Below are 22515 nucleotides of genomic sequence, written 5' to 3' on the forward strand. Positions count from 1 at the left end.
TCCAAGATGAAGGGCGACTTCCATCTTGGATACAAATTTAATTTATTTTTACTACTTTTTATTTTACTTCAGATATATTATACCACTCCTACATTCTGAAATATTTTTAATTTAAATTCAGGAAGTATAGAAATTAAATGTTCAGAAATATTGTCCTGTATATTTTCATAACCTACTAAATTCACTTCTTTAATGAAGATATATATTTCTATAGGCAACCCATTAATCGTAGGTTCAAGCTGTCTTACTAGAAAAGTAAACCCTTCAGTATAAACTGCCGGATTATTTTTTAGATATTCCTGGATATATAATTTGAATAGTTTAATATTAGTTAAATCTTTCTCTTCTTTATCAAGAGTGATTTTATCTATTACATCCTTTGATATATAAGGAGATTTTTTTAGTTCTTTTAAAATAGTAGCATCACAGAAGTTAATAGTTGCCATATTAATATTAAATACTCTTTTTACCCTTCTTGCTCCTGATTCACTAATTCCTCTATAATTAGTTACGTTAGAATTTAAAATGCTGTAAGTAGGAACTGTAGAAATAGATTGATCAAAATTCCTAATTGTTACTACGGAAATAGTAATTTTTTCAACTGTTCCTTCAATTTCGCCTATACGTACCCAGTCTCCAATATTAATAATTTCTTGAGTAGTGAGTTGCAAGCTTGCAAGTAATCCTAAAACGGTATCTTTGAAAACAAATGTTAAAAGAGCTGCGGCTGCACCTAAGCTTGTTAAGAATGTACTAAGCGAAATATTTAATATATATGAAATAGTTACCATTGCTGCAATAACTATGACAATAATTTTTAATATTTGAAAATATAAGCTAAGCGGTGCATTTTTTGTAACGGCTTTGATCCTATTGTGATACAGATCTGCAAAAGCATCTATAAGCATTAATAATAAAATCGTCACGGATATACTAGTATATAAGATTACTATAGTATCTTTGATTCCCAGTAATACATGTGCTTTAAAAGAAGTAGGATGGAAAATATTTCCCCAACATACAAAGTAAAGTGCTAATAAAGTGTGTAATAAATAACGAAATATAGAATATTTGTTTAGTATCCTTTCATAATCATCATAATGATGTCTAGTTAAATAATTTTTTACAGGAATAAAAATTAATCTTTTAATTAGAAATATCACCGGTATAAGAGATACTAACATAACAAACAATAATACTAACTCAGTACTTGAGGTATGATATAGATCCATTAAATATTGCATATTTTACCTATCATTATTATTATAAAATATAAATCTTTTTTATTATTACTAAAAATTTTATTTTTATCAATAATTTTAACTCAAAAGAATTTGGTATTGCTAACCAAATATAGATACTGTCATTGCGAAGCCACGAAGCGGCTGTGGCAATCCATAAAAATAATAAAAAACTGGATTGCTTGATCAATTACTTACGTAATTTTCCGTAGCTCAGACGTTAAATGAATTAAATAACTTATTTATCTATGACATTTCCTAATATCAATCCAATTATTTTCTCTATAGGTCCACTTGCTATCTCTTGGTATTCTCTTTCATATGTAGTAGGAATTTTGCTAGGCTGGTTCTATGCAAATAAAATTATAGAAAAATTTAAGCCTCAAATTATCAAAAAAAATCTAGAAGATTTCATTACTTATGCCGTTATAGGCATAATAGTCGGGGGTAGACTAGGGTTTGTTTTATTATATAATCCTTCTAGATATTTTTCAAATCCAATAGATATCTTAAAAACTTATGAAGGCGGGATGTCTTTCCATGGCGGAGCTTTAGGGGTGATTATTGCTGCTTATTTGTTTTGTCGAAAATATAAAGTTAATTTTTTAAGCCTCACGGATATAATAGCCCCTGTAGTACCTATCGGATTATTTTTAGGTAGAATCGCTAATTTTATTAACGGCGAACTATACGGACGTATTACAAATTCTTCTTTTGGTATGATTTTTCCGAATAGTGATTTGATGCCAAGACATCCTAGTCAGTTATATGAAGCTTTTTTTGAAGGTTTAGTATTATTTTATATCTTAGCGTATGCAACATTTAAGCACAAAACTCTTAAAAAATGCGGTTTAAACTCAGGACTATTTTTAATATTTTACGCTCTTTTCCGAATCGCTATTGAAATATTTAGAGAACCAGACATACAAATTGGGTTTATTTTAGATAGCTTAACTATGGGACAGATTTTATCTATACCTATGTTACTTTTAGGAAGTTATTTAATATGTCAATCAAATCCAAAATAAGACAATTAATTGATCAAAACGGCTATATTACTTGTGATGTTCTCATGCAGGAGGTGTTAAACTTAAATCCTACTTCCTATTATAAGCAAGTAAAATCGTTGGCTAGTGAAGGTGATTTTGTTACGGCTCCTGAAATTTCGCAGCTATTCGGTGAAGTTATCGGCTTATGGTGTATCAAAGAGTGGCAAAGAATCGGTTGTCCAAAAAGCTTTAGTTTAGTAGAACTTGGGCCAGGTCGAGGTCTATTAATGCGTGATTTACTACGTACTACAAAATTAGTACCGAAATTTTATAAAGCTTTATCAATTGAACTAATAGAAATTAATCAAAATTTTATTGCTCATCAAAAGGCTAATTTACAAGATATTAATTTACCAATTAGTCATCGATCATTTGTAGAAGATATACCCAAAAAACCTACTATAATAATAGCTAATGAATTCTTTGATGCTATGCCGATAACACAATATGTTAAAGTCAAGGAATTATGGTATGAAAGAATATTTATAGTGCAACCGGTAGATGGAAGAATTAAATACGATAAAATAAGCGTTAATAAGCAATTACAAGAATATCTGCTGCATACTCATATTGAAGCAAAAGACGGAGCAGTACTTGAAGAATCTTATAAATCGATAGAAATTATAAAATTTATAGCTGAACATCTAAAAAAACTAAGCGGCAGCTGCTTAATAATAGATTACGGCTATGATATAGCTCCGAGTAACAGAACTAGATATCAATATAATCCAACATTACAAGCAGTCAAAAATCATAAATATTGTCCCATCCTTGAGAATCTTGGAGAAGCCGATTTATCGGCACATGTGGATTTTTACACATTAAAAACAGTAGCTAAAAATAGCAAAATAAACGTAATAGATACAATATCGCAACGAGATTTTTTAATAGAAAACGGAATCTTATTACGCAAGCAAACATTGCAAGACAAGCTTAACGATGAGCAAGCACAAATAATAGAAAGACAGGTAGAAAGATTAATATCACCGAAACAAATGGGAGAATTATTTAAAGTATTACAGATAACGAATTAATTCATTATTTTCCAATGGGGAACATATTTACATATAAATTCAAAAGGCCTCTCTTTGGCACAAGGAGTTAGTTTTATTTTATTATTCAAGAAGCCGCTAACATTCAAAATCTTATCCACATCAAACTGATAATCTTTATGCGGTAATTCCCAATTTGTGATATGTTGTAATGCACGAGATTTTGCCTCTTGTTCACTTTCTGCTACAACAAAAATATTTTTATGAAGCTCTGTAAACTGTTTGCTATCATATCCTCCCAAATTAATAAAATATAACTTGGCTTGATTATTATTAGGTTCAATTCAACAATTTCAATGCTATATCCATCAGCCCAATTCAGTATACCCCAGGCCTCTAAATGCAAACTTTCTAGAGAACCCCCACCAACTTTTTTTTAAGTAATCATAAGTATCCTCAATAGTTTCGGCTATGACTAATCTAATATCATGCAATTCTATTAAAGCTCCGCTACAAGAACCTCCTATGTAAATAATAAATAAGTTTTTCATTACACGCTGTGACGTTCTGCAATTAAATTTTTTATTTTACCGATAGCTTTAGCAGGGTTTAAGCCTTTAGGACAGGTTTTAGTACAGTTCATAATCGTGTGGCAACGATAAAGCTTAAATGGGTCTTCTAAAGCTTCAAGACGTTCACCGGTATGATCATCCCTTGAATCGGCAATCCATCTATATGCTTGTAGTAAAATCGCAGGACCTAAATATTTATCACCGTTCCACCAATAGCTAGGACAAGAAGTAGAACAGCAAGCACATAATATACACTCATATAAACCGTCAAGCTTTTCTCGGTCTTTAATCGACTGTAACCTTTCAGAGTTTGAAGGGGTAGGGCTATCGGTTTTGAGCCAAGGTTCTATCGATTCATATTGTGCGTAAAAATGCGACATATCAGGTACTAAGTCTTTCACTACTTTCATATGAGGAAGCGGATAGATTTTGATATCGCCTGATATATCTTCTATTGGTTTTATGCATGCTAAAGTATTTGTACCATCAATATTCATTGCACAACTACCGCAAATTCCTTCTCGACAAGAACGTCTAAATGTTAGAGTCGAATCGATTTCATTTTTGATTTTAATTAAAGCATCTAAAACCATTGGTCCGGTTTTACTTAAATCTATCTTAAAACTATCGATAGTAGGATTCTCGTCGAGGTCAGGATCATATCTATAAATTTTTATCTTTCTAGGTTTTAGCATTTCCTCGTTTTCTTTATGCTCTCTACCTTTTTTTACTACTGAATTTGACGGTAATCTTAACTCTGCCATTTAAGTACTCTCTTAAAATTTATTTTTAGGACTATACAAAATAATTAGCTAATTCACAATCTTTCATACCATTAATAAAATCTTTGATTTTTAATTTTAGTTGAATGTTATTACCAGGATGTCTAATTGAATCTTTAGGGATTGTTCTACTTAAAGAACCATTACCGCCTTTTCGTTGAATTACAAATATAATTACCTATTATAATATTACCCTTATTTGTAAAAATAATATCATAATTTAGAGTTTTTAGAACATCTTTCATTACATAATATACGCATTAATTTTTCTTCTCTTTGATATAAAACTAATAATTCTCTTGCAGTTTCATTTGAGAATGACCATTTAACCATTTCTTCTGCAATAGGCTGAAAAATTAATAATACCTTTTCTTGTTCTTCAAGTGGAATAAAATTCGATTTAACATTTCTTGATTTGTTAATTATCAAGTTCTGTAGATAATCTAAACAATTTAAGTTAAATGTTTTGCAAAAATTACTTATAGACACTCTTGTAAGTTGATTATAGGCTATTGCCTGCTTATATGCTCAATACTAACATCTATATTATGACCACAGCTAAAGCTCATTTTAACATCAGATTTTTCTGCATATATTCCTGTACTGATAGCATGGGAAAAATTACCTTCTATTTTAAAAACATCTCTAATTTTATCTATTATATCAATATGTTCACTGATACTATTTTTAAAAAGGGTTTCTACATTTTTACTATATATGCATTGCTATTATCCATTAAACTGCTCTTATTGAGTCATATATATTTGCTATTATTTGTGGAATTACTGAATTGCCTATAACCCTTTAATCCATCTGCAACATAATGATCTTGAGAGAAGCCCATTAAATATTTACATTCATTGATAGTCTTCTTATATTATCATTTATATAATAAAGACCGGTTTCTAGCACCGACACCGCCACCAAAAGCCGATAAAGTTATTGAATGACCGAAAGGGCTGTAAATCCTTTCACCTTGACCGCCTTTATTAACTTGACCGATCCTAATTGGCTTTTAATTGCTTTTCAACCGGCGTTTTATCTAAAACAATATCATCTCTTTCTTTCGGTTTTACATATTTGAGTATATATTCACTGCTAAAATCTTTTCATAAACAAACAAAATAAACTCTTTCTCTTGCTTGCAGTACTCCAAATAATGAAGCATTTAACACATTTCTATATACTTTATAGCCAATCCCATCTAATTTTTGGTCTATAGTTTCAATTACGCTGCCATTATTAATATTCAGAATATTTTTAACATGCTCAAGTAATAATTATAGGGTTTGTGATATTGTGCTATTCTGATTATTTCATAAAAGAGTCTACCATTATTATGCCAAGCTTCTTACCTGAAATACTAAAAGATTGGCAAGGAAAACCGGCACATAAAATATCATGTTTAGGGATTTTGGTTTCTGATATTTCCGTAATATTACCGTATGGCTTATCACCGAAATTTCTTTTATATGCTTCTTGTACGTCTTTGTCTATATCAGAAGAAAAAACACATTCAAAACCCTTTGTTTCCAAAGCTTTTCTAAAACCACCGATACCGCAAAATAAATCTATAAATTTATACATAAATTATACTATTAAACTTAGGAAGCGGAATTTTCTTTTTTAGCTTTAGTTGTTTTTGTTTTCTCAGGTGATTTTTCTTTATCTATTTTTATAGTAGATGAATCATTAAAAGGAAATTTATTCTCCTCTTCTGAATCTAAAGCTCTACCGCTAAGTAAATTTTTAATTTGCTGACCGGACAATGTCTCATATTCAATTAAAGCATTAGCCAAGGTATGAAGTTGATCTATATGTTTTGTTAAAATATCTTTTGCAAATTCATATCCTTGCGTAATAATTCTTTTAACTTCGGCATCAATTAACTCTGCAGTAGCTTCCGAGGTTTCATTATTAGGTTGTCTACCATACATATCATCACTGCTTGAACCGTGGAATATCGGTCCTATTAAATCGCTTAAACCTGCTTTTGTAACCATCGCTCTTGCAATATTAGTTGCACCTTTTATATCCGACGAAGCTCCTGAGGTAACTTTATTTCTACCGAAAATAATTTCCTCCGCTACTCTTCCCGCCATATAAACTGCTATAGATGATTCCATCTGTTCACGATTCTGAGAATATTCATCAGTTTCAGGAAGTCTTTGCACCATCCCAAGAGCATTACCACGCGGTATAATCGTAGCTTTATGAATAGGCGATGCTGCAGGACAATAAAGCCCGACTAATGCATGTCCTCCTTCATGATATGCAGTCAACCTTTTTTCTTTCTCCGACATTGCAATAGAGCGACGTGCGACTCCCATCAGCACTTTATCTTTTGCCTCTTCCATGTCGTGCATATCTACTTCTTTCTTACCAAGCCTTGCAGCAATAAGAGCAGCTTCATTAACTAAATTAGCAAGTTCTGCACCGGAAAAGCCGGGAGTACCTCTAGCAATAATTCGTGCTAATACACTAGTGTTATATTTAATTTTCTTTAAATGTACTTTTAGAATTTGTTCACGACCATTTATATCAGGATTTGCAACGGCAATTTGACGATCAAACCTACCGGGACGTAGTAATGCACGATCAAGAACGTCAGGACGGTTTGTAGCTGCAATGATCACAACTCCCTCGTTTGCTTCAAATCCGTCCATTTCGACTAACATTTGGTTTAAGGTTTGCTCACGTTCATCATTGCCGCCGCCCATACCGACACCTCTATGGCGACCTACCGCATCAATTTCATCGATAAAGATAATACAAGGAGCATTACGTTTACCCTGTTCAAACATGTCACGCACACGGCTTGCACCGACCCCTACAAACATTTCAACAAAATCAGAGCCGGATATGCTAAAAAACGGAACATTAGCCTCACCTGCAATTGCTTTAGCAAGAAGTGTCTTACCGGTTCCAGGAGGACCTATAAGTAAGCAGCCTTTTGGTATTTTACCGCCAAGCTTTTGGAACTTGCTTGGATCTCTTAAAAAATCTACTATTTCAGTTAATTCTTCTTTTGCTTCATCGATACCTGCTACATCTTTAAAGGTAATTTTTGGTCCTTTATCTGATAGCAACCTAGCTTTAGATTTTCCAAATCCCATGGCTTTCCCGCCTCCATGCATTTGACGCATGAAAAAAACCCAAACACCTATTAATAAAAGCATAGGAAACCAAGAAATTAAAAAGCCTAAAAAGGTATTCATTCTTGTTTCAATAGGCACTACTTCAATATTAACATCATTGCTAGTAAGACGATTTACTAAATCAGGATAATCAGGAGCATAAGTGCTAAAAGTAGAGTCGTCATTTGAAGTGCCTTCAATTACTCTACCTTGAATTTTTACCGAATTAACGGTCTTTTCATCAACTCGTGTTAAAAAATCCGAGAAAGTTATATTATTTCTTCCGCCAAGTAAACCGTCAGATTGGAAAACATTAAAAAGTAATATTACAAAAACAAAAAGTGCTGCCCAAGCTAAAATACTTCTACCTTGATTATTCATCGATATAAAACCTAATTAAAATTTATTTACAGATAGCCTCTTAAATACCGGTGTTAGCAAAAATGGGTGAAACGAGATACAAAATTTGGAGAAAAAGACACTTCAAAGTTCCACATGTCGTCATCATAATATGATATATGTGGTATTGCTATAACTTTTTCAAGTATTTTAATGATAGGTAAGGTAAATAAAATTGCATTGTGGTTTTTACAGGATAGATTTTTCAAAGGTTCTAAATCTAATTGTTTCTTTATCATTTTATAATCTTCTAACGATAGATGAGTTACAAAACAATTTGGAGTTTCTTGATTTCTTGTGATGCAAAATCTATTATCCCAAATAATGGATTTATCTAGTAATATTTTACTCTCAGGTAATTTTTTGCCGAATTCCCTATATATAAGTAACTCGTTTTGTATACGCTTAATTACACAGCCATGAAGGGTATTCTTAAAGTTTACCTCTTGAGTAATTAATTTCAAAATAGGTTCTACCGAATAAAAACGAGCTACTCTAGATTGTCCACTAATCATTATCAGTAAAAAATTAATTATTTGTACTTTTACCTCATTTGACAATTTATCAAATTTAACTAAATCGAGAAAAGCAAAGCCATATTCAAAAATCTTGACTGCTTCAACTATCGCCGATATTAATTCAGGCTTAAACTCGTTTTCTATAAGTTTGTTGGTTTTAAGTTGTTGTGAGATTATTGCGGCTTTAATATAATCTTCTTCTTTAGCTAATTTTTGTCTAATAAGATTCCGCTTATATTTATCTGATAAATTCGATTCATCTTCAAACCATTTTATATTATGATTGACTAAATACTCTACTAATTCACTTTTTAGAATATTATATAGCGGTCTAATTATTTGTATATTATTATACCAATTGATATTACTGCTACTAAGTCCAAATATACCGCTATTACGCTCTAATCTTAAACAAAAATTTTCTACGTAATCATCCTCATGGTGAGCAGTTAGAAGTACTAATATATCGAGTTCCAGGCATAGATTTGTCATCAAATCATAGCGTCCTTCTCTTGCTCTTTCTTGTAAATTAGAAAAATTATTTTGATGATCAAAAGATAAACTATAATGCTTGCGATTGAGACTATTACTGATATTTTGGATATAATGGGTCTCTTGCTTCGACTGTGCCCGTAAGTTATGATCAACCGATATAACAAATAATTCTATATTATTTTTTTCTGCCCAAATATTAGCAAGATAAAGAAGTGCTACTGAATCGCTCCCACCGGAGACTGCAACCGCTATTTTAGATAAGCCAAAATTACCTATTAGATTATTGATATTATACTCAAATTTTTCATATAGCATGGTTGCAAAATGTTAGTATTGTAAGTTTGACAACGTCATTTCTGCGGAAAGGCTTTGTTATATGGCTCATATCCTTTCGTCATTGTGAGAAGAAACTGCAAGTTTCGACGAAGCAATCTCGTGCCAAAATCCTGAGATTGCCACGCTCCTTTCAGTCGCTTGCAATGACGATTTGATATCCACGCGAGAATGACATCGAGCAGGTTTTTCAAGCCACGCAACAGTACTCTACTTTCGCAAGGGTAACAAAAAACCACCTAGCTAGATGATTAGATGATAAAGAAAAATTTATGCTGACTCAGCTAAATCTTTTGAAGTTTCAGTCTTTTGTTCGCGTAAATAATCTTGTGCTTCTGATTCTGATCTTGCAACAATAACCGTAACTATAGCATTAAGCTCCGCATGGAGTCTTATTTCAACTGTATAAATTCCGGTAGATTTAATTTGTTTATCAAGAATAATATTTGAATGAGAGATATTATAAGATACATTTTCAGATAATTTATCGGCTATTTCTTTATTAGTAACCGAACCGAAAAGTTTACCGTCATCTGATGTTTGACGGATAAAAACTAATTTTTGATCTTTAATAAGAGCATTGATTTTTTCTACTTCTTCTCTTATTTGCTTATCTTTTGCTTCAAATTCGTGTTTTTGCTTAACTATTAGCTCTTTATTAGGCTCAGTAGCTCTAATAGCTAATTTTTGCGGTAAAAGATAATTACGACCAAACCCATCTGCTACTTTGAGTATGTCGCTAATTTTACCTAATTTTCTTACGGGTTTTATTAATATAATTTCCATGTATTATGCCTTTATTTAGCTTGAAATACAAAAGGTAATAACGCTAAAATTCTTGCAATTTTAATAGCATTATTTAGCTTTCTTTGTTTCTTTGCACAAACATTTGTGATCCTGCTTGGTAGCATTCTACCGCCTTCAGAGACAAATTTTATTAAAAGCTCAGGATTTTTATAATCAATAACAGGTGCATTAGGCACAGAAAGAGGGCATCCTTTACGTCTTCTAAAAAATACTTTTTTAGCAGTTTTATCTCCTACCTTGCGAGTAGCTGTTTCACTAGCATTATTACTTTTTAACATTCTTTAACCTTAATTCTTACAAATTTAATTATTAATCGTTACGTCAATTACCGGAGTATTCTCTGTACTCTGATTTTTTAATATCGGTGAAGGTTCACTACTAATTGAATCTGCTTTAATTGTAAGAAATCTAATGATATTTTCGTTAAGCTTCATTTTTCTTTCTAGTTCTTCTTTTACACTACTAGTAATATCTAGACCTAAAAAATAATAATGCCCTTTTTTGTTATTACCGATTTTGTAAGCTAAAGTTCTTAACCCCCAATATTCTTTTTTTATGATAGTGCCATTATTATCTTTAATAATTTTAGCAAAATCATCAACGATTTTATCTATATCGTTTAATGATACGTCTTGGCGTATAATAAAAACTGATTCATAAAAGCTCATGATATATAAGAATCTCCAACAAACAAACTTTAAAATAAAGCCATTTATAGCAACTAAAACTATTAAATTCAAGTATTATCTTTAAAAAATTATTATTTCTTTGTTTCTTTTTGTAAAAAGTTTGCTATAAACCCTAATAAATTAGAAAATTATTATAAAAGTTTTTAATTATTTATCAAATATTAATGGAGATTAATTCAGTGTTTGATAAGCTATTACCTGAAGTTTTAATTATAGAAGAAAAAAATGTTAATATTTCTTTAAGTAATGATATAGAGAGCAGGATTTAATATAATTAGGGCTTCAACTCTAGAAAAAGCATTAACTTATTTTTTTAGTCAGCCGCTTGCTATCATGATTTATTAGTGCAGAATTACAAGAAAATCCTTTAATAACAATAAATAATGTTAGAAAAATTAATAAATTTTCTAAAACGCCCATAATATTTTTATTATCAAACAAGCAATTAAATTTAACAGAAATAGACGATAACGTGCTATTTTTTTATAAGCCTTTCTTATCTGAGCAAATAGTAGGTACTTTAAAAAGTTTATTGAGACATTCCAAATCAGTTTTACAATAATATTATTAAATTTAATAATATAAATATTGATTTAAATACTGAAAAAGTATACAAAGACGGGCTAAATATTCGTCTAGGTCCTACTGAGTTTAAAATTTTACGACTTTTTTTTCAGTTTCCAAATGAAGTATTTTCGCGTCAAGAAATAATAAAATATTTATGGGAAAGTGAAGAGACCTTTAATGAACATCTCATAGATGTTCATATAAATTAGGATTAGAGAGGCCTTAGGGAAAGACAATTTAATTATTAAAACCGTTCGTTTTATCGGTTATTGTTTAAATAAGGATAGCGACTAGAATTTTGTTGTCAAAATTTTCTTTGTATTTATGCATTAAGTATGTTAATATCTATTAATTATATTTATGTATATTATATATAATAAGATTTCGTTACCGATTTATATATTTTATAACTAAAAACTGTAAATTTTATGTTAAGTAAACTAAATAAGCCTGCTTTATTTGCTTTAATATTTTATCCTATTTTTATTATATCTCTTGTAGTTAAATATTCGTTTGATTATGGAATAGGACTAACTGAAGTTATTTTTATAATTGCTAGTTATTATATTAATAATATTACCGTTGGGATCGGTTTACATAGGTTATGGTCTCATAATGCCTATACAATAAATAAATATGCCGAGTTTGTCTTAGTTATGCTGTCTGCAGGAACATTACAAGGACCGGCTTTATCTTGGGCATCGAATCATTATAAGCATCATAGATATACGGATGAAGATCAAGATCCGCATACTCCATTAAAATTTGACAATAAATTTTTAGGCTTTATGTGGTCTCATATAGGATGGATGCTAGTCGGAAGCGGTAGCTATAAGTCTATTGATCGCATTACTTGGGCTAAGCACGGGAAAAACAATTTATTAAAATGGCAGCTAAAATATTATTGGCAAATAGCAGCTTTTATGAATATTGTCGTACCTTTATTTATCGGTTACTTAGTCGGCGGTACTATACAATCGGCATATGCAGGATTTTTATTTATGGGACTCGGGAGATTCCTACAGCAGCAAGCAACATTCTGTGTTAATTCTTTATGCCACTTTGCCGGTAGTAAAAAATATTACAAAGGCACTGCCGGAGATATTTGGTGGATGGCATTATTCTTACTCGGTGAAAATTGGCATAATTACCACCATGCTTTTCCTTCAGATTATCGTAACGGTGCAAAATGGTATCATTTTGACGTTCACAAATGGATAATATTTTTAATGAGTAAAATCGGTTTAGCTTCAGAACTTGAACGTACTACAAAAGTACGTATACAGGCAAAAATGCAAGAAACTTTAAGCTATCTTAGTGAAAAACAAAAGCAAAAATTGACCTTAATGCAAACTAAAATAGACCATTTATTAGAAAATCTATGCTTAAAAATTAAAGAGCTTGAAGAATCATCTATTACTATTAAAAAACAATTTAAAAAATCTTTTGTAGAAATACAGGAATCTCTTAAAAATTTAGCGGAGCAAGTAAGTTCTGCAATGCAAATAACAGAAAAACCTTCGGAAAAATTACTAAAAATAGTTAATAAGAAAATTATTGATGCCGAACAATCTATTTATAAGCTGTATAACAAATTGAATGCTTTGAAGGTATAGTGTAACCCTTCGGTGTCATTCCCGCCTACGCGGGAATGACATTGGTATCCATGCGGGCAACACCTTCTCGCAATGACACAAACTATCATTTTTTACTTAACAACGCCTCTAATTAGTTTCAATTTGAATGATAAAAATTTTAGGTATAGAATCAAGCTGTGATGATACAGCTGCTTCTATAATCACCGAAAATCGAGAAATCTTATCTAATATAATCATTTCACAAAATACAGAACATGCAGTTTTTGGAGGGGTAGTACCTGAAATTGCTGCACGTTCTCATTTATCGAATCTAGATAAAGCATTAAAAAGCGTTTTAGAAGAAAGCAATACTAAATTAACGGAAATTAGTGCCGTTGCTGCAACTTCCGGTCCAGGTTTAATCGGTGGTGTTATAGTCGGCTCAATGTTTGCAAGATCGCTAAGCAGTGCTTTAAAAAAACCCTTTATTGCAATTAATCATTTAGAAGGTCATGCCTTAACCGCAAGATTAACCGATAATATCCCTTATCCTTATTTACTCTTGCTAGCTTCAGGTGGGCATTGCCAATTTGTAGCAGTTTTAGGACTCGGAAAATATAAAATACTAGGATCTACTATAGATGATGCCGTAGGCGAAGCCTTTGACAAGGTAGCAAAAATGCTAAACTTAGCTTTTCCCGGAGGACCTAAAATTGAAAAAAGAGCAAAACTTGGCGATCCTCATAAATATAAATTTCCAAAACCTATAATTAACAGCGGTAATTGTAATATGTCATTTTCAGGACTTAAAACTGCCGTACGTACTTTAATAATAAATTTAAAGGAAATTAATGACGCTGTAATTAATGATATAGCGGCAAGTTTTCAATTTACTATAGGAGAAATTCTAGGTAGTAAGGTACAGGATGCTATTAGAGCATATGAACAAATAATAAATAATTGCGATAAGAAAAATATAGTAATTGCCGGCGGTGTCGCTGCTAATAAATATTTACAAGAAATATTAAGTAATAGTGCTAAGACACATGGTTATCGGCTTATTTATCCACCTATCCACTTATGCACCGATAATGCTGCAATGATTGCATATGCAGGACTTGAGCGTTACAATAATAAGCTATTTACTCCTTTGAATGTCTGTCCAAAAGCTAGGTGGAGCTTGGAAGAAATATAATTTTTTAATATTGACACTTCTTAATTTAGTAGTATGATATGTAATGATCTATATAAAAAAGAGGTAAGTTTATGAGCAATAACAATTATGAAAACATATACAAAGCATTTAATTGTTTTTCAGAAGCAACAAATTCTGCCTATTCAGCCGTAAATAATTTTTTAGAATTACCTAATGTATTTAATAAATATCCTACTGTTATTTCTTTAATTTTTTCTAAAACAGCAAAATTAGACTCTAATATAACCAATATAATTAAAAACGGTGTTATTATATATGAGATATCAACAACCTTAATAGGTGCCGTAAATACTTTTTATAAAGATAAAAAACTAGTCGATAAAATATTAAAAGACGGACAGAATGCTATTAATAAGCTTATTGAAACAACAACCTACTTATCGCCAATAGTTACAGATATTACAAATTCTTACTTAGTTGATCCGCATAAAGAAGAAAAAGCACTATTATTTGACTTACAAATTCCTAACTCTACTAGTAGTGATTATTATAAATTTTCAGGAGAAGTAACAAATTTAGCTGAAATTGAAAGTTATTAACTCTAAATTTAGGATAAGATTTAAATCTTATCCTAAATTTTATAAATATAAACCTAGCTCTAGCTGAAGTTTTAGAGCATATTCAAGTGACTGCATCTCATTATTGGTTATTACAGAAATTTTAGATTTTAACCTTAACTTACTTGCTGTTGTTATTTGATCTGTTATTGCTTTATTCTGTTTACCATTTATGATAACATATACTTCCCATGGATAACACTTATTCACATTAGTTGTTAAAGGTATCACTTGCAAACGGTTTAACGTTTCATTGGCTACATCTTACTGATAATTATTGCTGGTCTTATTTTACTTATTGCTCCACCAAGAGAAGGATCAAAAATCACCCACCATACTTCACCTCTTTTCATCAAAACTATCCTGAATTAGACCTTCTGCCCAGAGTCGTGTGCTTCTTTTTCTCTTTGCGTATCTTGAGCTATTCCTTGACAAGAAGCTTTAAGTTGTTCCTTAATTAAATATGGCTTAACTATATTTTCTATAAACTTACTAATCTTACGTTCGCCAATGATTGAATACAGATTGTAATAAACAGTTTCATCTATAGAAATCGTTAATTTTTTTGCATATACTAATTTTATACGTGTAATATACGTATAAAATATCATAATTATAAAAATTAATCAACTCATTTTTATCTTCAATTCTTTATCCTTTGCATTTATTTTGACCGTTTTACCGCTACTTATTTCGCCTGCTAAAATCATTTTGGCTAAATTATTTTGTATTTCCCGCTGGATAAGGCGTTTTAAGGGTCTTGCTCCAAAGCTTGGATCATAACCTTTTTCAGCTAAATAATTTAAGGCAGATTCATCAAATTCAAGAGTAATATTTTGTGCTAGTAAAATCTTCTTTAGACTTTCTAATTGAATTTTAACTATATCATGAATATTATTGCGATTTAAACGATGGAATAATATAATTTCATCCAATCTATTTAAAAACTCCGGTTTAAATACTGCTCTTACATACTCCATTACTTGATCCTTAACTTTATATGTATCTTCGTCCTCTTTCTGATTAACAAGAATTTCTGCTCCTAAATTAGAGGTTAAAACTATAATAGTATTTTTAAAATCAACCGTTATACCTTGACTATCGGTTAATCTTCCCTCATCAAGTATTTGCAGCATAATATTAAATATGTCGGGATGGGCTTTTTCAACCTCATCAAATAATATTACCTGATAAGGGCGGCGTCTTACTGCCTCCGTCAACACCCCACCCTGATCATATCCGATATAACCGGGAGGAGCTCCTATCAGGCGAGAAATAGCATGCTTCTCCATATATTCCGACATATCTATACGAAGTATTGCATTACGATCATCAAAAAGAAAACCGGCTAAGGCTTTGGTAAGCTCGGTTTTACCGACTCCGGTTGGTCCTAAGAATAAGAACGAGCCAAGCGGGCGGTTAATATCCTGAATACCTGCACGTGATCTTCTAACCGCATCACTGACCCCTTTAATTGCTTCATCCTGCCCTATTACCGATTCTCGTAATTTCTGTTCCATCACAAGTAGACGCTCACGCTCACTTGACAGCATAGTATCAATCGGGATTCCGGTAATACGAGAGATAATACTTGCTATATCGCTTTCCGATACAATTTCTTTTAACAGCCCTTTATTATCCATACTTTCGGCTTCCTGAATCTTTTTCATAATCTCAGGTATAATTCCGTATTTTAGCTCACTAGCTTTCGCAAGATTAGCATCACGTTCGGCATGTTCAAGCTCATTTCGGCTACGATCCAGCTCTTCTTTGAGCTTTTGTGCTTGCTGTAGTTTAGACTTTTCAGCTTGCCATTTAGCCCCCATATCATAGGATTTAGACTCTAATTTTTCCAACTCTGTGGTTAAATGCTCTATTTTCTTTTTAGAATGCTCGTCATTTTCTTTTTTAAGTGCTGCAAGCTCAATCTTTATCTGAATAATACGGCGATCTAGCTCATCAAGCTCTTCGGGCTTACTTGACAACTCGATTTTCATACGGCTACAAGCTTCATCAATCAAATCAATAGCTTTATCAGGTAAATAACGATCGGTAATATAACGGTTTGATAACGTCGCTGCTGCAACTATTGCACTATCGGAAATTCGCACGGCATGATGTAGCTCATATTTTTCTTTAATTCCTCTAAGTATTGATATAGTATCCTCAACCGTCGGCTCACTCACGTAAACAGGCTGGAAACGGCGAGCAAGTGCTGCATCTTTCTCAATATATTTACGATATTCATCTAAAGTAGTAGCACCGATACAGTGCAGCTCACCACGAGCAAGCATCGGCTTTAGTAAATTCGAAGCATCCATAGCACCGTCGGTTTTTCCCGTACCGACTAATAGATGCAATTCATCGATAAATAAAATAATTTCACCGCTTGATTCTTTGATTTCACCAAGTACTGCTTTAAGACGCTCCTCAAATTCACCTCGATATTTAGCTCCCGCTATTAATGCTCCCATATCAAGCTCAATAATACAGCAGTTCATAAGCGATTCAGGTACGTCCTTACTAAATATGCGTTGTGCAAGCCTCTCTATTATAGCAGTTTTACCGACTCCGGGTTCGCCGATCAATACAGGGTTGTTTTTCATGCGTCGTGATAGTACCTGCACCGTTCTTCTTATTTCTTCATCACGCCCGATTATCGGGTCAAGCTTACCGTTTTCTGCAAGCTCTGTTACGTCTCTGCCGTATTTCTTTAGAGCATCGTAACTATTTTCTGCCGATTCGGTATCTGCTTTTTTGCCTTTACGCAGCTGTAAAATAGCTGCTGCTAGTTTTTTACTATTAATTCCATTATTCGTTAAAATTTTACCGGCTATAGTATTATCATAAGTTAATGCTTCAAATATACGCTCTATGGTTACAAAACTATCCCCGCTGTCTTTAGCAAGGCTACTCGCTTTTTCTAAAACTTTAAGAGCTTCAGCAGAAGAATAAACTTGTCCACCTCCCTCAACCTGAACTTTTTGGGTTTTATTTAGTCCTAGCTGAACTTGATCTTTTAATAAGTTTATATTACCGTCGGTATTATTAATAAGGGTTTGAATTATACCTGTTTCTTCACTTAAAAGACTAGATAATAAATGCAAAGATAATATTTGCTGATGATCGTTTTTAGCAGCAAGTGATTGGCTACTAGCTATCACTGATTTAGCATGTGCAGTAAATTTATCAATGTTCATGTAAATAATATATTTTAATTATTAAGATTAAAGAATTTTAATAGATTATTTTTATATAATTATTTTAAATTAAAATAACAAGAGATGAAATAATTATAAAATATTAACTTATGACCGTATCATCTCTAAGACAAAATTTTTAATTGATACAACTCAAGAATTTTTAAAGATACAGTATATTTCAGAAAGGTTCAGACAAGATAAATTTAAATGCGAGCCTGCGAAAGCAGTAGATAAGCTATGTGAGTACAGGCGAGTTATACAAAATTCGCTTGTATCAAGCTTTATGAAATACGCTGTACAAAAAGATGGTCTTGTTGCATGGATCGGTTTATGTCATTCCCGCGTAGGCGGGAAGTAAGAAAAAACATATAAAAAACTTATTTTCTAGGTTCCTGCTTTCGCAGGAGTGACATCGGTATCCATGCAACAAGACCCAAAAAGATATAAAAGGACCAAAAATATAAATTATACAGGGAGAAATAATGTCAGAACTTGCAATTGTAACAGGCGGTACTAGAGGAATAGGTAAAGCTACCGCTTTAGAATTAAAAAATAAGGGTCTTACTGTAGTAGCTAATTTTTTCAGTAATTACGATGCTGCTAAAGAAATGGAAGAAAAATACGGTATAAAAACCAAACGTTGGAATGTAGCAGATTTTGAAGAATGTAGAAAAGCAGTAAAGGAAATTGAAGAGGAGTTTAAAAAACCGGTAAGTATTCTTATAAATAATGCTGGTATTACCAAAGATAAAATGTTACATAAAATGAGTCATCAAGATTGGAATGACGTCATTAACGTTAATCTCAATTCTTGCTTTAATATGTCTAGTAGCGTAATTGAGCAGATGCGAAACCAAGATTACGACCGTATAGTAAATATCAGTTCAATTAATGCTCAAGCAGAGCAGGTTGGACAAACTAATTATTGTACCGCTAAAGCTGCTATTATCGGTTTTACTAAAGCCTTAGCCCGTGAATCTGCTTCTAAAAATATTACCGTTATGCATAGCTCCCGGGTATATCGCAACAGAAATGATAGGAGCGGTACCTGAAGACGTACTTGCTAAAATCGTTAATAGTATCCCCAAAAAAAGACTAGGACAGCCTGAAGAAATAGCTAGAGCCGTGGCATTTTTAGTTGATGAAAATGCCGGTTTTATAACAGGCGAGACTATTTCCATCAACGGCGGCCATAATATGATTTAAACAATTAACTTATAATAGATTAGAATATAAAAGAGGAAATAAGACAATTATACTCTAATGGAGTGAAACTTTTTAATGAAAGAGACTATGAAGAAGCACTTAAGATACTTACCTTACTTAAAGAACTAGATAAAACTTACATACATCTCTGGTACTATTACGAGGGAATTATTTATTATGCCCAAGGGGAAACTACTAATGATTCAGACAAGAAACAAGCCCTTTACTTTAACGCAGAAATTTCATTTCGACAAGCAGCCCCATATAAATCTAAGCCTAAAGATACCGATTTTTTATTAGGAAGAACTCTTTATAAAGAAGGTAAATTAAAGGAAGCCAGTATTGTATTTGAAAAATATACACCTTGCCCAGAGAATGAGGAAGAATTTCAGGAAATTCTTAGCAGAATAGAACAACAACCTAATAATAGTCTTAGTTTATCACAGCTGTTACCGAGAGAAAATCATTTTTTATCTAATAGTCAATTAATTTATAATAAATATAACAATAACGAAGACCTTGCGAGAAGAGTATCACAACTAAAAGTTATAGTAGATAAACATGAACAAGAAATTGCAAAAATAAAAACAATATTACAATCTGCAAATATCCCACTTACCGCAGATATAAACGAGCAAATTACAAAATTGAAAGGCATTGATCCTAAATTAGAAGACTATTATAAATGTTTTAATGTTGCTTCACATAATGTATGTATTGCTGCTAGTGCCGTAAGTAGCGGCTTAGTAGTTCCTGATTCGGGGCATTTGGAACGTGTGAAAGCCTCTTCTTTTGTGAAATGGGTTTTGTTATCTTGGCGACATAGCAGCATCCGGTTTTTAGGTCCTTTTACCACTGCCTTAATAGCAGTTCTGCATGATGCCGGCGATAATATGTTTAACTCTAAGGAAGAAGCAAAGCTAGTAGATGTACTTACTAAATTTTGTAAAATGATTAATAAACAATCTAATACAACGATACCTATAGGACAAGATCTACAGAAATTAGCTTTATTTTTTGCTAATTTAAGGAGTGTGGAAATCGCAAAAATTAATAAACTAGATAAGCAAAGTAGTTTTAATAAATTCAGTAATTTTTTTGAGGCTAAACTACCGATGCAAAATAAATTTTTTCGTTACGATGCTGAGGAAATTGATGGTAATCCTATGGAGAAACAAGCGTTTCAAGATGTTACTTTTTTGATTGGTTATATGTATCATAATGCAAAGGAGATATTAAAGAGTACTGAACCGTTTTTAAAACAGGTTTTAACTGCTTTAGAAGATGGATTAAACAAATCACATGGGATGATATAAAAAGTAATCCTCTTAGAACAGAATGTAAACGTACTAAAACGGTAGATAAATTACCTAAAGAACCTTTTACAAAAATAATGGAACGAATAAAAGAGGGAACATGGGAAAATATAGATTTAAATCTTGTCTCAATTAACGAGGGTGTCAGAAAGTTTATGTAAGTTATAAAAATAGTTAAGAATAAAATTAATTAAAACAACTTACATGAGGCTAATATGAAAAATAAGAGCAAAGTATCAAATCCAACTATAGAAAAAGTAGTATCAGAAATACTATCACAAAGTGATCCATCTGAGATATTTGGCAAAGAAGGGATATTTCAGGAAATTAAAAAGCAGATAGTAAATAAGATTTTAGAGAAAGAAATGGAATCTCATATAGGTTATGAGAAACATTCTAAAAATGAGAAAGACTCAGATAACAGACATAATGGCAATTATGAAAAGACTCTAATAGATCCAGAAGGTCGTAAATTGAAAGTAGAAGTGCCAAGGGATCGGGACGGAGAATTTGAACCTCAACTAATTCCAAAAGGAGTGCGTAAATTTGAAGGATTTGATGATAAAGTAATATCCTTATATGCTCGGGGAATGACCATTAGGGAAATACAATGGCACTTAGAAGAACTATATGCCACCAAGGTATCATCTGAGTTAATATCAAAGGTAACTGATGGTATTTTAGAGGAAGTAACTGCCTGGCAGAATAGAGCACTTGATAATGTATATCCTATAATGTACTTAGATTGTATTCATGTTAAGGCAAGAGATAATCATGTAATAATAAATAAAGCAGTTTATATAGCTATTGGAGTGAATATGGAGGGCAAGAAAGAGCTATTAGGAATTTGGATAGGCAAGATGAAGGGTCTAAATTTTGGATGCAGGTAGTAACAGAACTTAAGAATCGAGGAGTTGAACAAATATATGTTGCATGTGTTGATGGTCTTAAGGGTTTTCCAGAGGCGATAAATAACATTTTTCCAAAAACCATAGTGCAGTTGTGTATTGTTCATATGGTAAGAAATTCTGTAAAATACGTATCATACAAAGATTTAAAAGCGGTAACAGCTGATTTAAAAGCAGTTTATTCTGCAATAAATGAAGCAGAGGGATTAAGAGAATTACAAAATTTTGCCAAAAAATGGGATGAAAAATATCCAGTTATTTTTGACATATGGCAACGAAATTGGTCTGGCATAGCTCCATTTTTTAGCTTTCCGGAAGACATTAGAAAAGCGATTTACACTACTAATGCTATTGAATCCACTAACCGTCAAATTCATAAAATTATTAAAAATAAAGGAGTGTTTCCAGATGACAAATCGATTCAGAAAATAATCTTTTTGGCGTTGACAAATGCCTCTAAAAAATGGACAATGCCTATTAAGAATTGGGCGATGGCTTTAAATCAATTTGCAATCCTTTGTGATACTACTTTACAAAATTGGGCAAATGGAGAAATCATACTTACACAAAGAATCTGACAGACCCCAATTAACCCGAAATCATGGTTTTTTTTCAGGTTTTCATGGAAAGATGAAGAAAGAGGAATGCAAGAATTTTCTGATCCTAAATATCATGATAAATTATGTACTAGAAGTAAGAACACTAAGACCCCAGATGATTTAACAAATTATTTGTTATTTATATTCGTGAGATATGTAAAGTCGGAAAGAAAACATGCATAGAAGGGTTTTTAGGAAAACATCCTCACATAGTTAACATAGCTGAAGCAACTGCTCCGGAATTATTTGTAAATGAATCGGCTATCAATATTTGTTTTAAAGAGGATATAGCACGTCAAAATGCAACGAAAGCAGCATTACAATTAAAATCATCAGATCAATTTTTTAGAGA

At 31.9% G+C, this 22515-nt stretch carries 22 protein-coding genes and 4 pseudogenes; 11 read left to right on the top strand and 15 right to left on the bottom strand.

The features are described from left to right. Nucleotides 1-77: 77 nt before the first annotated feature. Nucleotides 78-1244 (bottom strand): mechanosensitive ion channel family protein, encoded by a 1167-nt coding sequence (locus RAS_RS01055; RefSeq protein ID WP_147141536.1) that lies wholly within the window; start codon nt 1242-1244, stop codon nt 78-80. A gap of 245 nt (nt 1245-1489) precedes the next feature. Here RAS_RS01055 and lgt point away from each other — a divergent pair, with 245 nt between their 5' ends. After that, complete coding sequence (gene lgt, locus RAS_RS01065) at nt 1490-2269, top strand: prolipoprotein diacylglyceryl transferase (protein ID WP_147141539.1); 780 nt, start codon at nt 1490-1492, stop codon at nt 2267-2269. Continuing rightward, on the top strand, nt 2248-3324 hold the full coding sequence (locus RAS_RS01070) for a class I SAM-dependent methyltransferase (protein ID WP_147141542.1): 1077 nt from the start codon (nt 2248-2250) through the stop codon (nt 3322-3324). The genes lgt and RAS_RS01070 overlap by 22 nt, the downstream gene beginning before the upstream one ends. On the opposite strand, the gene RAS_RS01075 is transcribed toward RAS_RS01070, so the two are convergent. The 8 genes from RAS_RS01075 to tilS all read right to left on the bottom strand — a co-directional run bounded on the left by RAS_RS01075 (nt 3321) and on the right by tilS (nt 9500). Further along, on the bottom strand, nt 3321-3584 hold the full coding sequence (locus RAS_RS01075; RefSeq protein ID WP_147141545.1) for a hypothetical protein: 264 nt from the start codon (nt 3582-3584) through the stop codon (nt 3321-3323). The genes RAS_RS01070 and RAS_RS01075 overlap by 4 nt on opposite strands. Nucleotides 3585-3650: 66 nt before the next feature. Beyond that, a complete protein-coding gene (locus RAS_RS10930) occupies nt 3651-3833 on the bottom strand; it encodes a DUF1543 domain-containing protein (protein WP_147141547.1) in 183 nt (60 codons plus the stop codon). Next, nucleotides 3833-4618 (bottom strand): succinate dehydrogenase iron-sulfur subunit, encoded by a 786-nt coding sequence (locus RAS_RS01085; RefSeq protein WP_010420601.1) that lies wholly within the window; start codon nt 4616-4618, stop codon nt 3833-3835. Before RAS_RS01085 ends, RAS_RS10930 begins: the two co-directional genes overlap by 1 nt. A gap of 231 nt (nt 4619-4849) precedes the next feature. After that, entirely contained in the window at nt 4850-5125 is a 276-nt protein-coding gene (locus RAS_RS08425; protein ID WP_172616102.1) for a hypothetical protein, read from the bottom strand. A 620-nt stretch (nt 5126-5745) separates the two neighbouring features. After that, nucleotides 5746-5892 (bottom strand): DNA cytosine methyltransferase, encoded by a 147-nt coding sequence (locus RAS_RS10375; RefSeq protein WP_332094831.1) that lies wholly within the window; start codon nt 5890-5892, stop codon nt 5746-5748. A gap of 55 nt (nt 5893-5947) precedes the next feature. Continuing rightward, nucleotides 5948-6172 carry a DNA cytosine methyltransferase gene (locus tag RAS_RS10380; protein ID WP_332094832.1) on the bottom strand — a complete coding sequence of 75 codons (225 nt, stop codon included), beginning with the start codon at nt 6170-6172 and terminating at the stop codon, nt 5948-5950. A gap of 68 nt (nt 6173-6240) precedes the next feature. Then, entirely contained in the window at nt 6241-8154 is a 1914-nt protein-coding gene (gene ftsH, locus RAS_RS01105; protein ID WP_147141549.1) for an ATP-dependent zinc metalloprotease FtsH, read from the bottom strand. 53 nt (nt 8155-8207) lie between these two features. After that, on the bottom strand, nt 8208-9500 hold the full coding sequence (gene tilS, locus RAS_RS01110; protein ID WP_147141552.1) for a tRNA lysidine(34) synthetase TilS: 1293 nt from the start codon (nt 9498-9500) through the stop codon (nt 8208-8210). Between the two features lie 59 nt (nt 9501-9559). Here tilS and RAS_RS10935 point away from each other — a divergent pair. Beyond that, nucleotides 9560-9673: pseudogene (locus tag RAS_RS10935) on the top strand (zinc ABC transporter substrate-binding protein); the annotation flags it as partial. 115 nt (nt 9674-9788) lie between these two features. Here the strand turns inward: RAS_RS10935 and rplI are convergent. From rplI to rpsF, 3 genes are read right to left on the bottom strand one after another with little or no spacing between them, the layout of a single operon-like run. Further along, entirely contained in the window at nt 9789-10304 is a 516-nt protein-coding gene (gene rplI / locus RAS_RS01115) for a 50S ribosomal protein L9 (RefSeq protein ID WP_147141557.1), read from the bottom strand. Nucleotides 10305-10315: 11 nt separating this feature from the next. Beyond that, nucleotides 10316-10603 carry a 30S ribosomal protein S18 gene (rpsR, locus tag RAS_RS01120; protein WP_010420625.1) on the bottom strand — a complete coding sequence of 96 codons (288 nt, stop codon included), beginning with the start codon at nt 10601-10603 and terminating at the stop codon, nt 10316-10318. A gap of 24 nt (nt 10604-10627) precedes the next feature. After that, a complete protein-coding gene (rpsF, locus tag RAS_RS01125; protein ID WP_147141560.1) occupies nt 10628-10993 on the bottom strand; it encodes a 30S ribosomal protein S6 in 366 nt (121 codons plus the stop codon). Nucleotides 10994-11670: 677 nt separating this feature from the next. Between rpsF and RAS_RS09285 the strand changes: the two genes are divergently transcribed. The 4 genes from RAS_RS09285 (at nt 11671) to RAS_RS01150 (ending at nt 14913) form a co-directional block, all read left to right on the top strand. Beyond that, nucleotides 11671-11790 carry a winged helix-turn-helix domain-containing protein gene (locus RAS_RS09285; RefSeq protein ID WP_232049384.1) on the top strand — a complete coding sequence of 40 codons (120 nt, stop codon included), beginning with the start codon at nt 11671-11673 and terminating at the stop codon, nt 11788-11790. A 219-nt stretch (nt 11791-12009) separates the two neighbouring features. Then, complete coding sequence (locus tag RAS_RS01140) at nt 12010-13197, top strand: fatty acid desaturase (RefSeq protein WP_147141563.1); 1188 nt, start codon at nt 12010-12012, stop codon at nt 13195-13197. A gap of 127 nt (nt 13198-13324) precedes the next feature. After that, nucleotides 13325-14353, top strand: coding sequence for a tRNA (adenosine(37)-N6)-threonylcarbamoyltransferase complex transferase subunit TsaD (gene tsaD, locus RAS_RS01145; RefSeq protein WP_147141566.1), 1029 nt, complete (start codon nt 13325-13327; stop codon nt 14351-14353). 71 nt (nt 14354-14424) lie between these two features. Next, nucleotides 14425-14913, top strand: coding sequence for a DUF5424 family protein (locus RAS_RS01150; RefSeq protein WP_147141569.1), 489 nt, complete (start codon nt 14425-14427; stop codon nt 14911-14913). 39 nt (nt 14914-14952) lie between these two features. Here the strand turns inward: RAS_RS01150 and RAS_RS10620 are convergent. From RAS_RS10620 to clpB, 3 genes and pseudogenes are all read right to left on the bottom strand, one after another. Further along, nucleotides 14953-15284 (bottom strand): annotated as a pseudogene (locus RAS_RS10620) (type II toxin-antitoxin system PemK/MazF family toxin). A gap of 15 nt (nt 15285-15299) precedes the next feature. Next, a complete protein-coding gene (locus RAS_RS01165) occupies nt 15300-15542 on the bottom strand; it encodes a hypothetical protein (RefSeq protein WP_232049264.1) in 243 nt (80 codons plus the stop codon). A gap of 15 nt (nt 15543-15557) precedes the next feature. Then, nucleotides 15558-18131 carry an ATP-dependent chaperone ClpB gene (gene clpB / locus RAS_RS01170; RefSeq protein ID WP_147141580.1) on the bottom strand — a complete coding sequence of 858 codons (2574 nt, stop codon included), beginning with the start codon at nt 18129-18131 and terminating at the stop codon, nt 15558-15560. 485 nt (nt 18132-18616) lie between these two features. On the opposite strand from clpB, the pseudogene RAS_RS01180 reads away from it, so the two are divergent. The 4 genes and pseudogenes from RAS_RS01180 (at nt 18617) to RAS_RS08430 (ending at nt 22346) form a co-directional block, all read left to right on the top strand. Then, a pseudogene (locus tag RAS_RS01180) lies at nt 18617-19340 on the top strand (SDR family oxidoreductase). Nucleotides 19341-19402: 62 nt separating this feature from the next. Then, complete coding sequence (locus RAS_RS09290; RefSeq protein ID WP_232049265.1) at nt 19403-20656, top strand: tetratricopeptide repeat protein; 1254 nt, start codon at nt 19403-19405, stop codon at nt 20654-20656. Nucleotides 20657-20871: 215 nt separating this feature from the next. Next, nucleotides 20872-22142, top strand: a pseudogene (locus RAS_RS01190) (IS256 family transposase). A 66-nt stretch (nt 22143-22208) separates the two neighbouring features. Continuing rightward, on the top strand, nt 22209-22346 hold the full coding sequence (locus RAS_RS08430) for a hypothetical protein (RefSeq protein WP_172616103.1): 138 nt from the start codon (nt 22209-22211) through the stop codon (nt 22344-22346). Nucleotides 22347-22515: the final 169 nt, after the last annotated feature.

This window comes from Rickettsia asiatica, assembly GCF_007989425.1.
GTDB lineage: Bacteria > Pseudomonadota > Alphaproteobacteria > Rickettsiales > Rickettsiaceae > Rickettsia > Rickettsia helvetica.

Excerpts from the sequence above, each read along its gene's own strand:
- RAS_RS01165 (WP_232049264.1), bottom strand. The coding sequence starts at position 15,542 with ATGATATTTTATACGTATATTACACGTATAAAATTAGTATATGCAAAA.
- RAS_RS01070 (WP_147141542.1), top strand. The coding sequence starts at position 2,248 with ATGTCAATCAAATCCAAAATAAGACAATTAATTGATCAAAACGGCTAT.
- tilS (WP_147141552.1), bottom strand. The coding sequence starts at position 9,500 with ATGCTATATGAAAAATTTGAGTATAATATCAATAATCTAATAGGTAAT.
- RAS_RS01140 (WP_147141563.1), top strand. The coding sequence starts at position 12,010 with ATGTTAAGTAAACTAAATAAGCCTGCTTTATTTGCTTTAATATTTTAT.
- lgt (WP_147141539.1), top strand. The coding sequence starts at position 1,490 with ATGACATTTCCTAATATCAATCCAATTATTTTCTCTATAGGTCCACTT.
- rpsR (WP_010420625.1), bottom strand. The coding sequence starts at position 10,603 with ATGTTAAAAAGTAATAATGCTAGTGAAACAGCTACTCGCAAGGTAGGA.
- tsaD (WP_147141566.1), top strand. The coding sequence starts at position 13,325 with ATGATAAAAATTTTAGGTATAGAATCAAGCTGTGATGATACAGCTGCT.
- RAS_RS01150 (WP_147141569.1), top strand. The coding sequence starts at position 14,425 with ATGAGCAATAACAATTATGAAAACATATACAAAGCATTTAATTGTTTT.
- rpsF (WP_147141560.1), bottom strand. The coding sequence starts at position 10,993 with ATGAGCTTTTATGAATCAGTTTTTATTATACGCCAAGACGTATCATTA.
- RAS_RS01085 (WP_010420601.1), bottom strand. The coding sequence starts at position 4,618 with ATGGCAGAGTTAAGATTACCGTCAAATTCAGTAGTAAAAAAAGGTAGA.
- clpB (WP_147141580.1), bottom strand. The coding sequence starts at position 18,131 with ATGAACATTGATAAATTTACTGCACATGCTAAATCAGTGATAGCTAGT.
- RAS_RS01055 (WP_147141536.1), bottom strand. The coding sequence starts at position 1,244 with ATGCAATATTTAATGGATCTATATCATACCTCAAGTACTGAGTTAGTA.
- ftsH (WP_147141549.1), bottom strand. The coding sequence starts at position 8,154 with ATGAATAATCAAGGTAGAAGTATTTTAGCTTGGGCAGCACTTTTTGTT.
- RAS_RS08430 (WP_172616103.1), top strand. The coding sequence starts at position 22,209 with ATGCAAGAATTTTCTGATCCTAAATATCATGATAAATTATGTACTAGA.
- rplI (WP_147141557.1), bottom strand. The coding sequence starts at position 10,304 with ATGGAAATTATATTAATAAAACCCGTAAGAAAATTAGGTAAAATTAGC.
- RAS_RS10930 (WP_147141547.1), bottom strand. The coding sequence starts at position 3,833 with ATGAAAAACTTATTTATTATTTACATAGGAGGTTCTTGTAGCGGAGCT.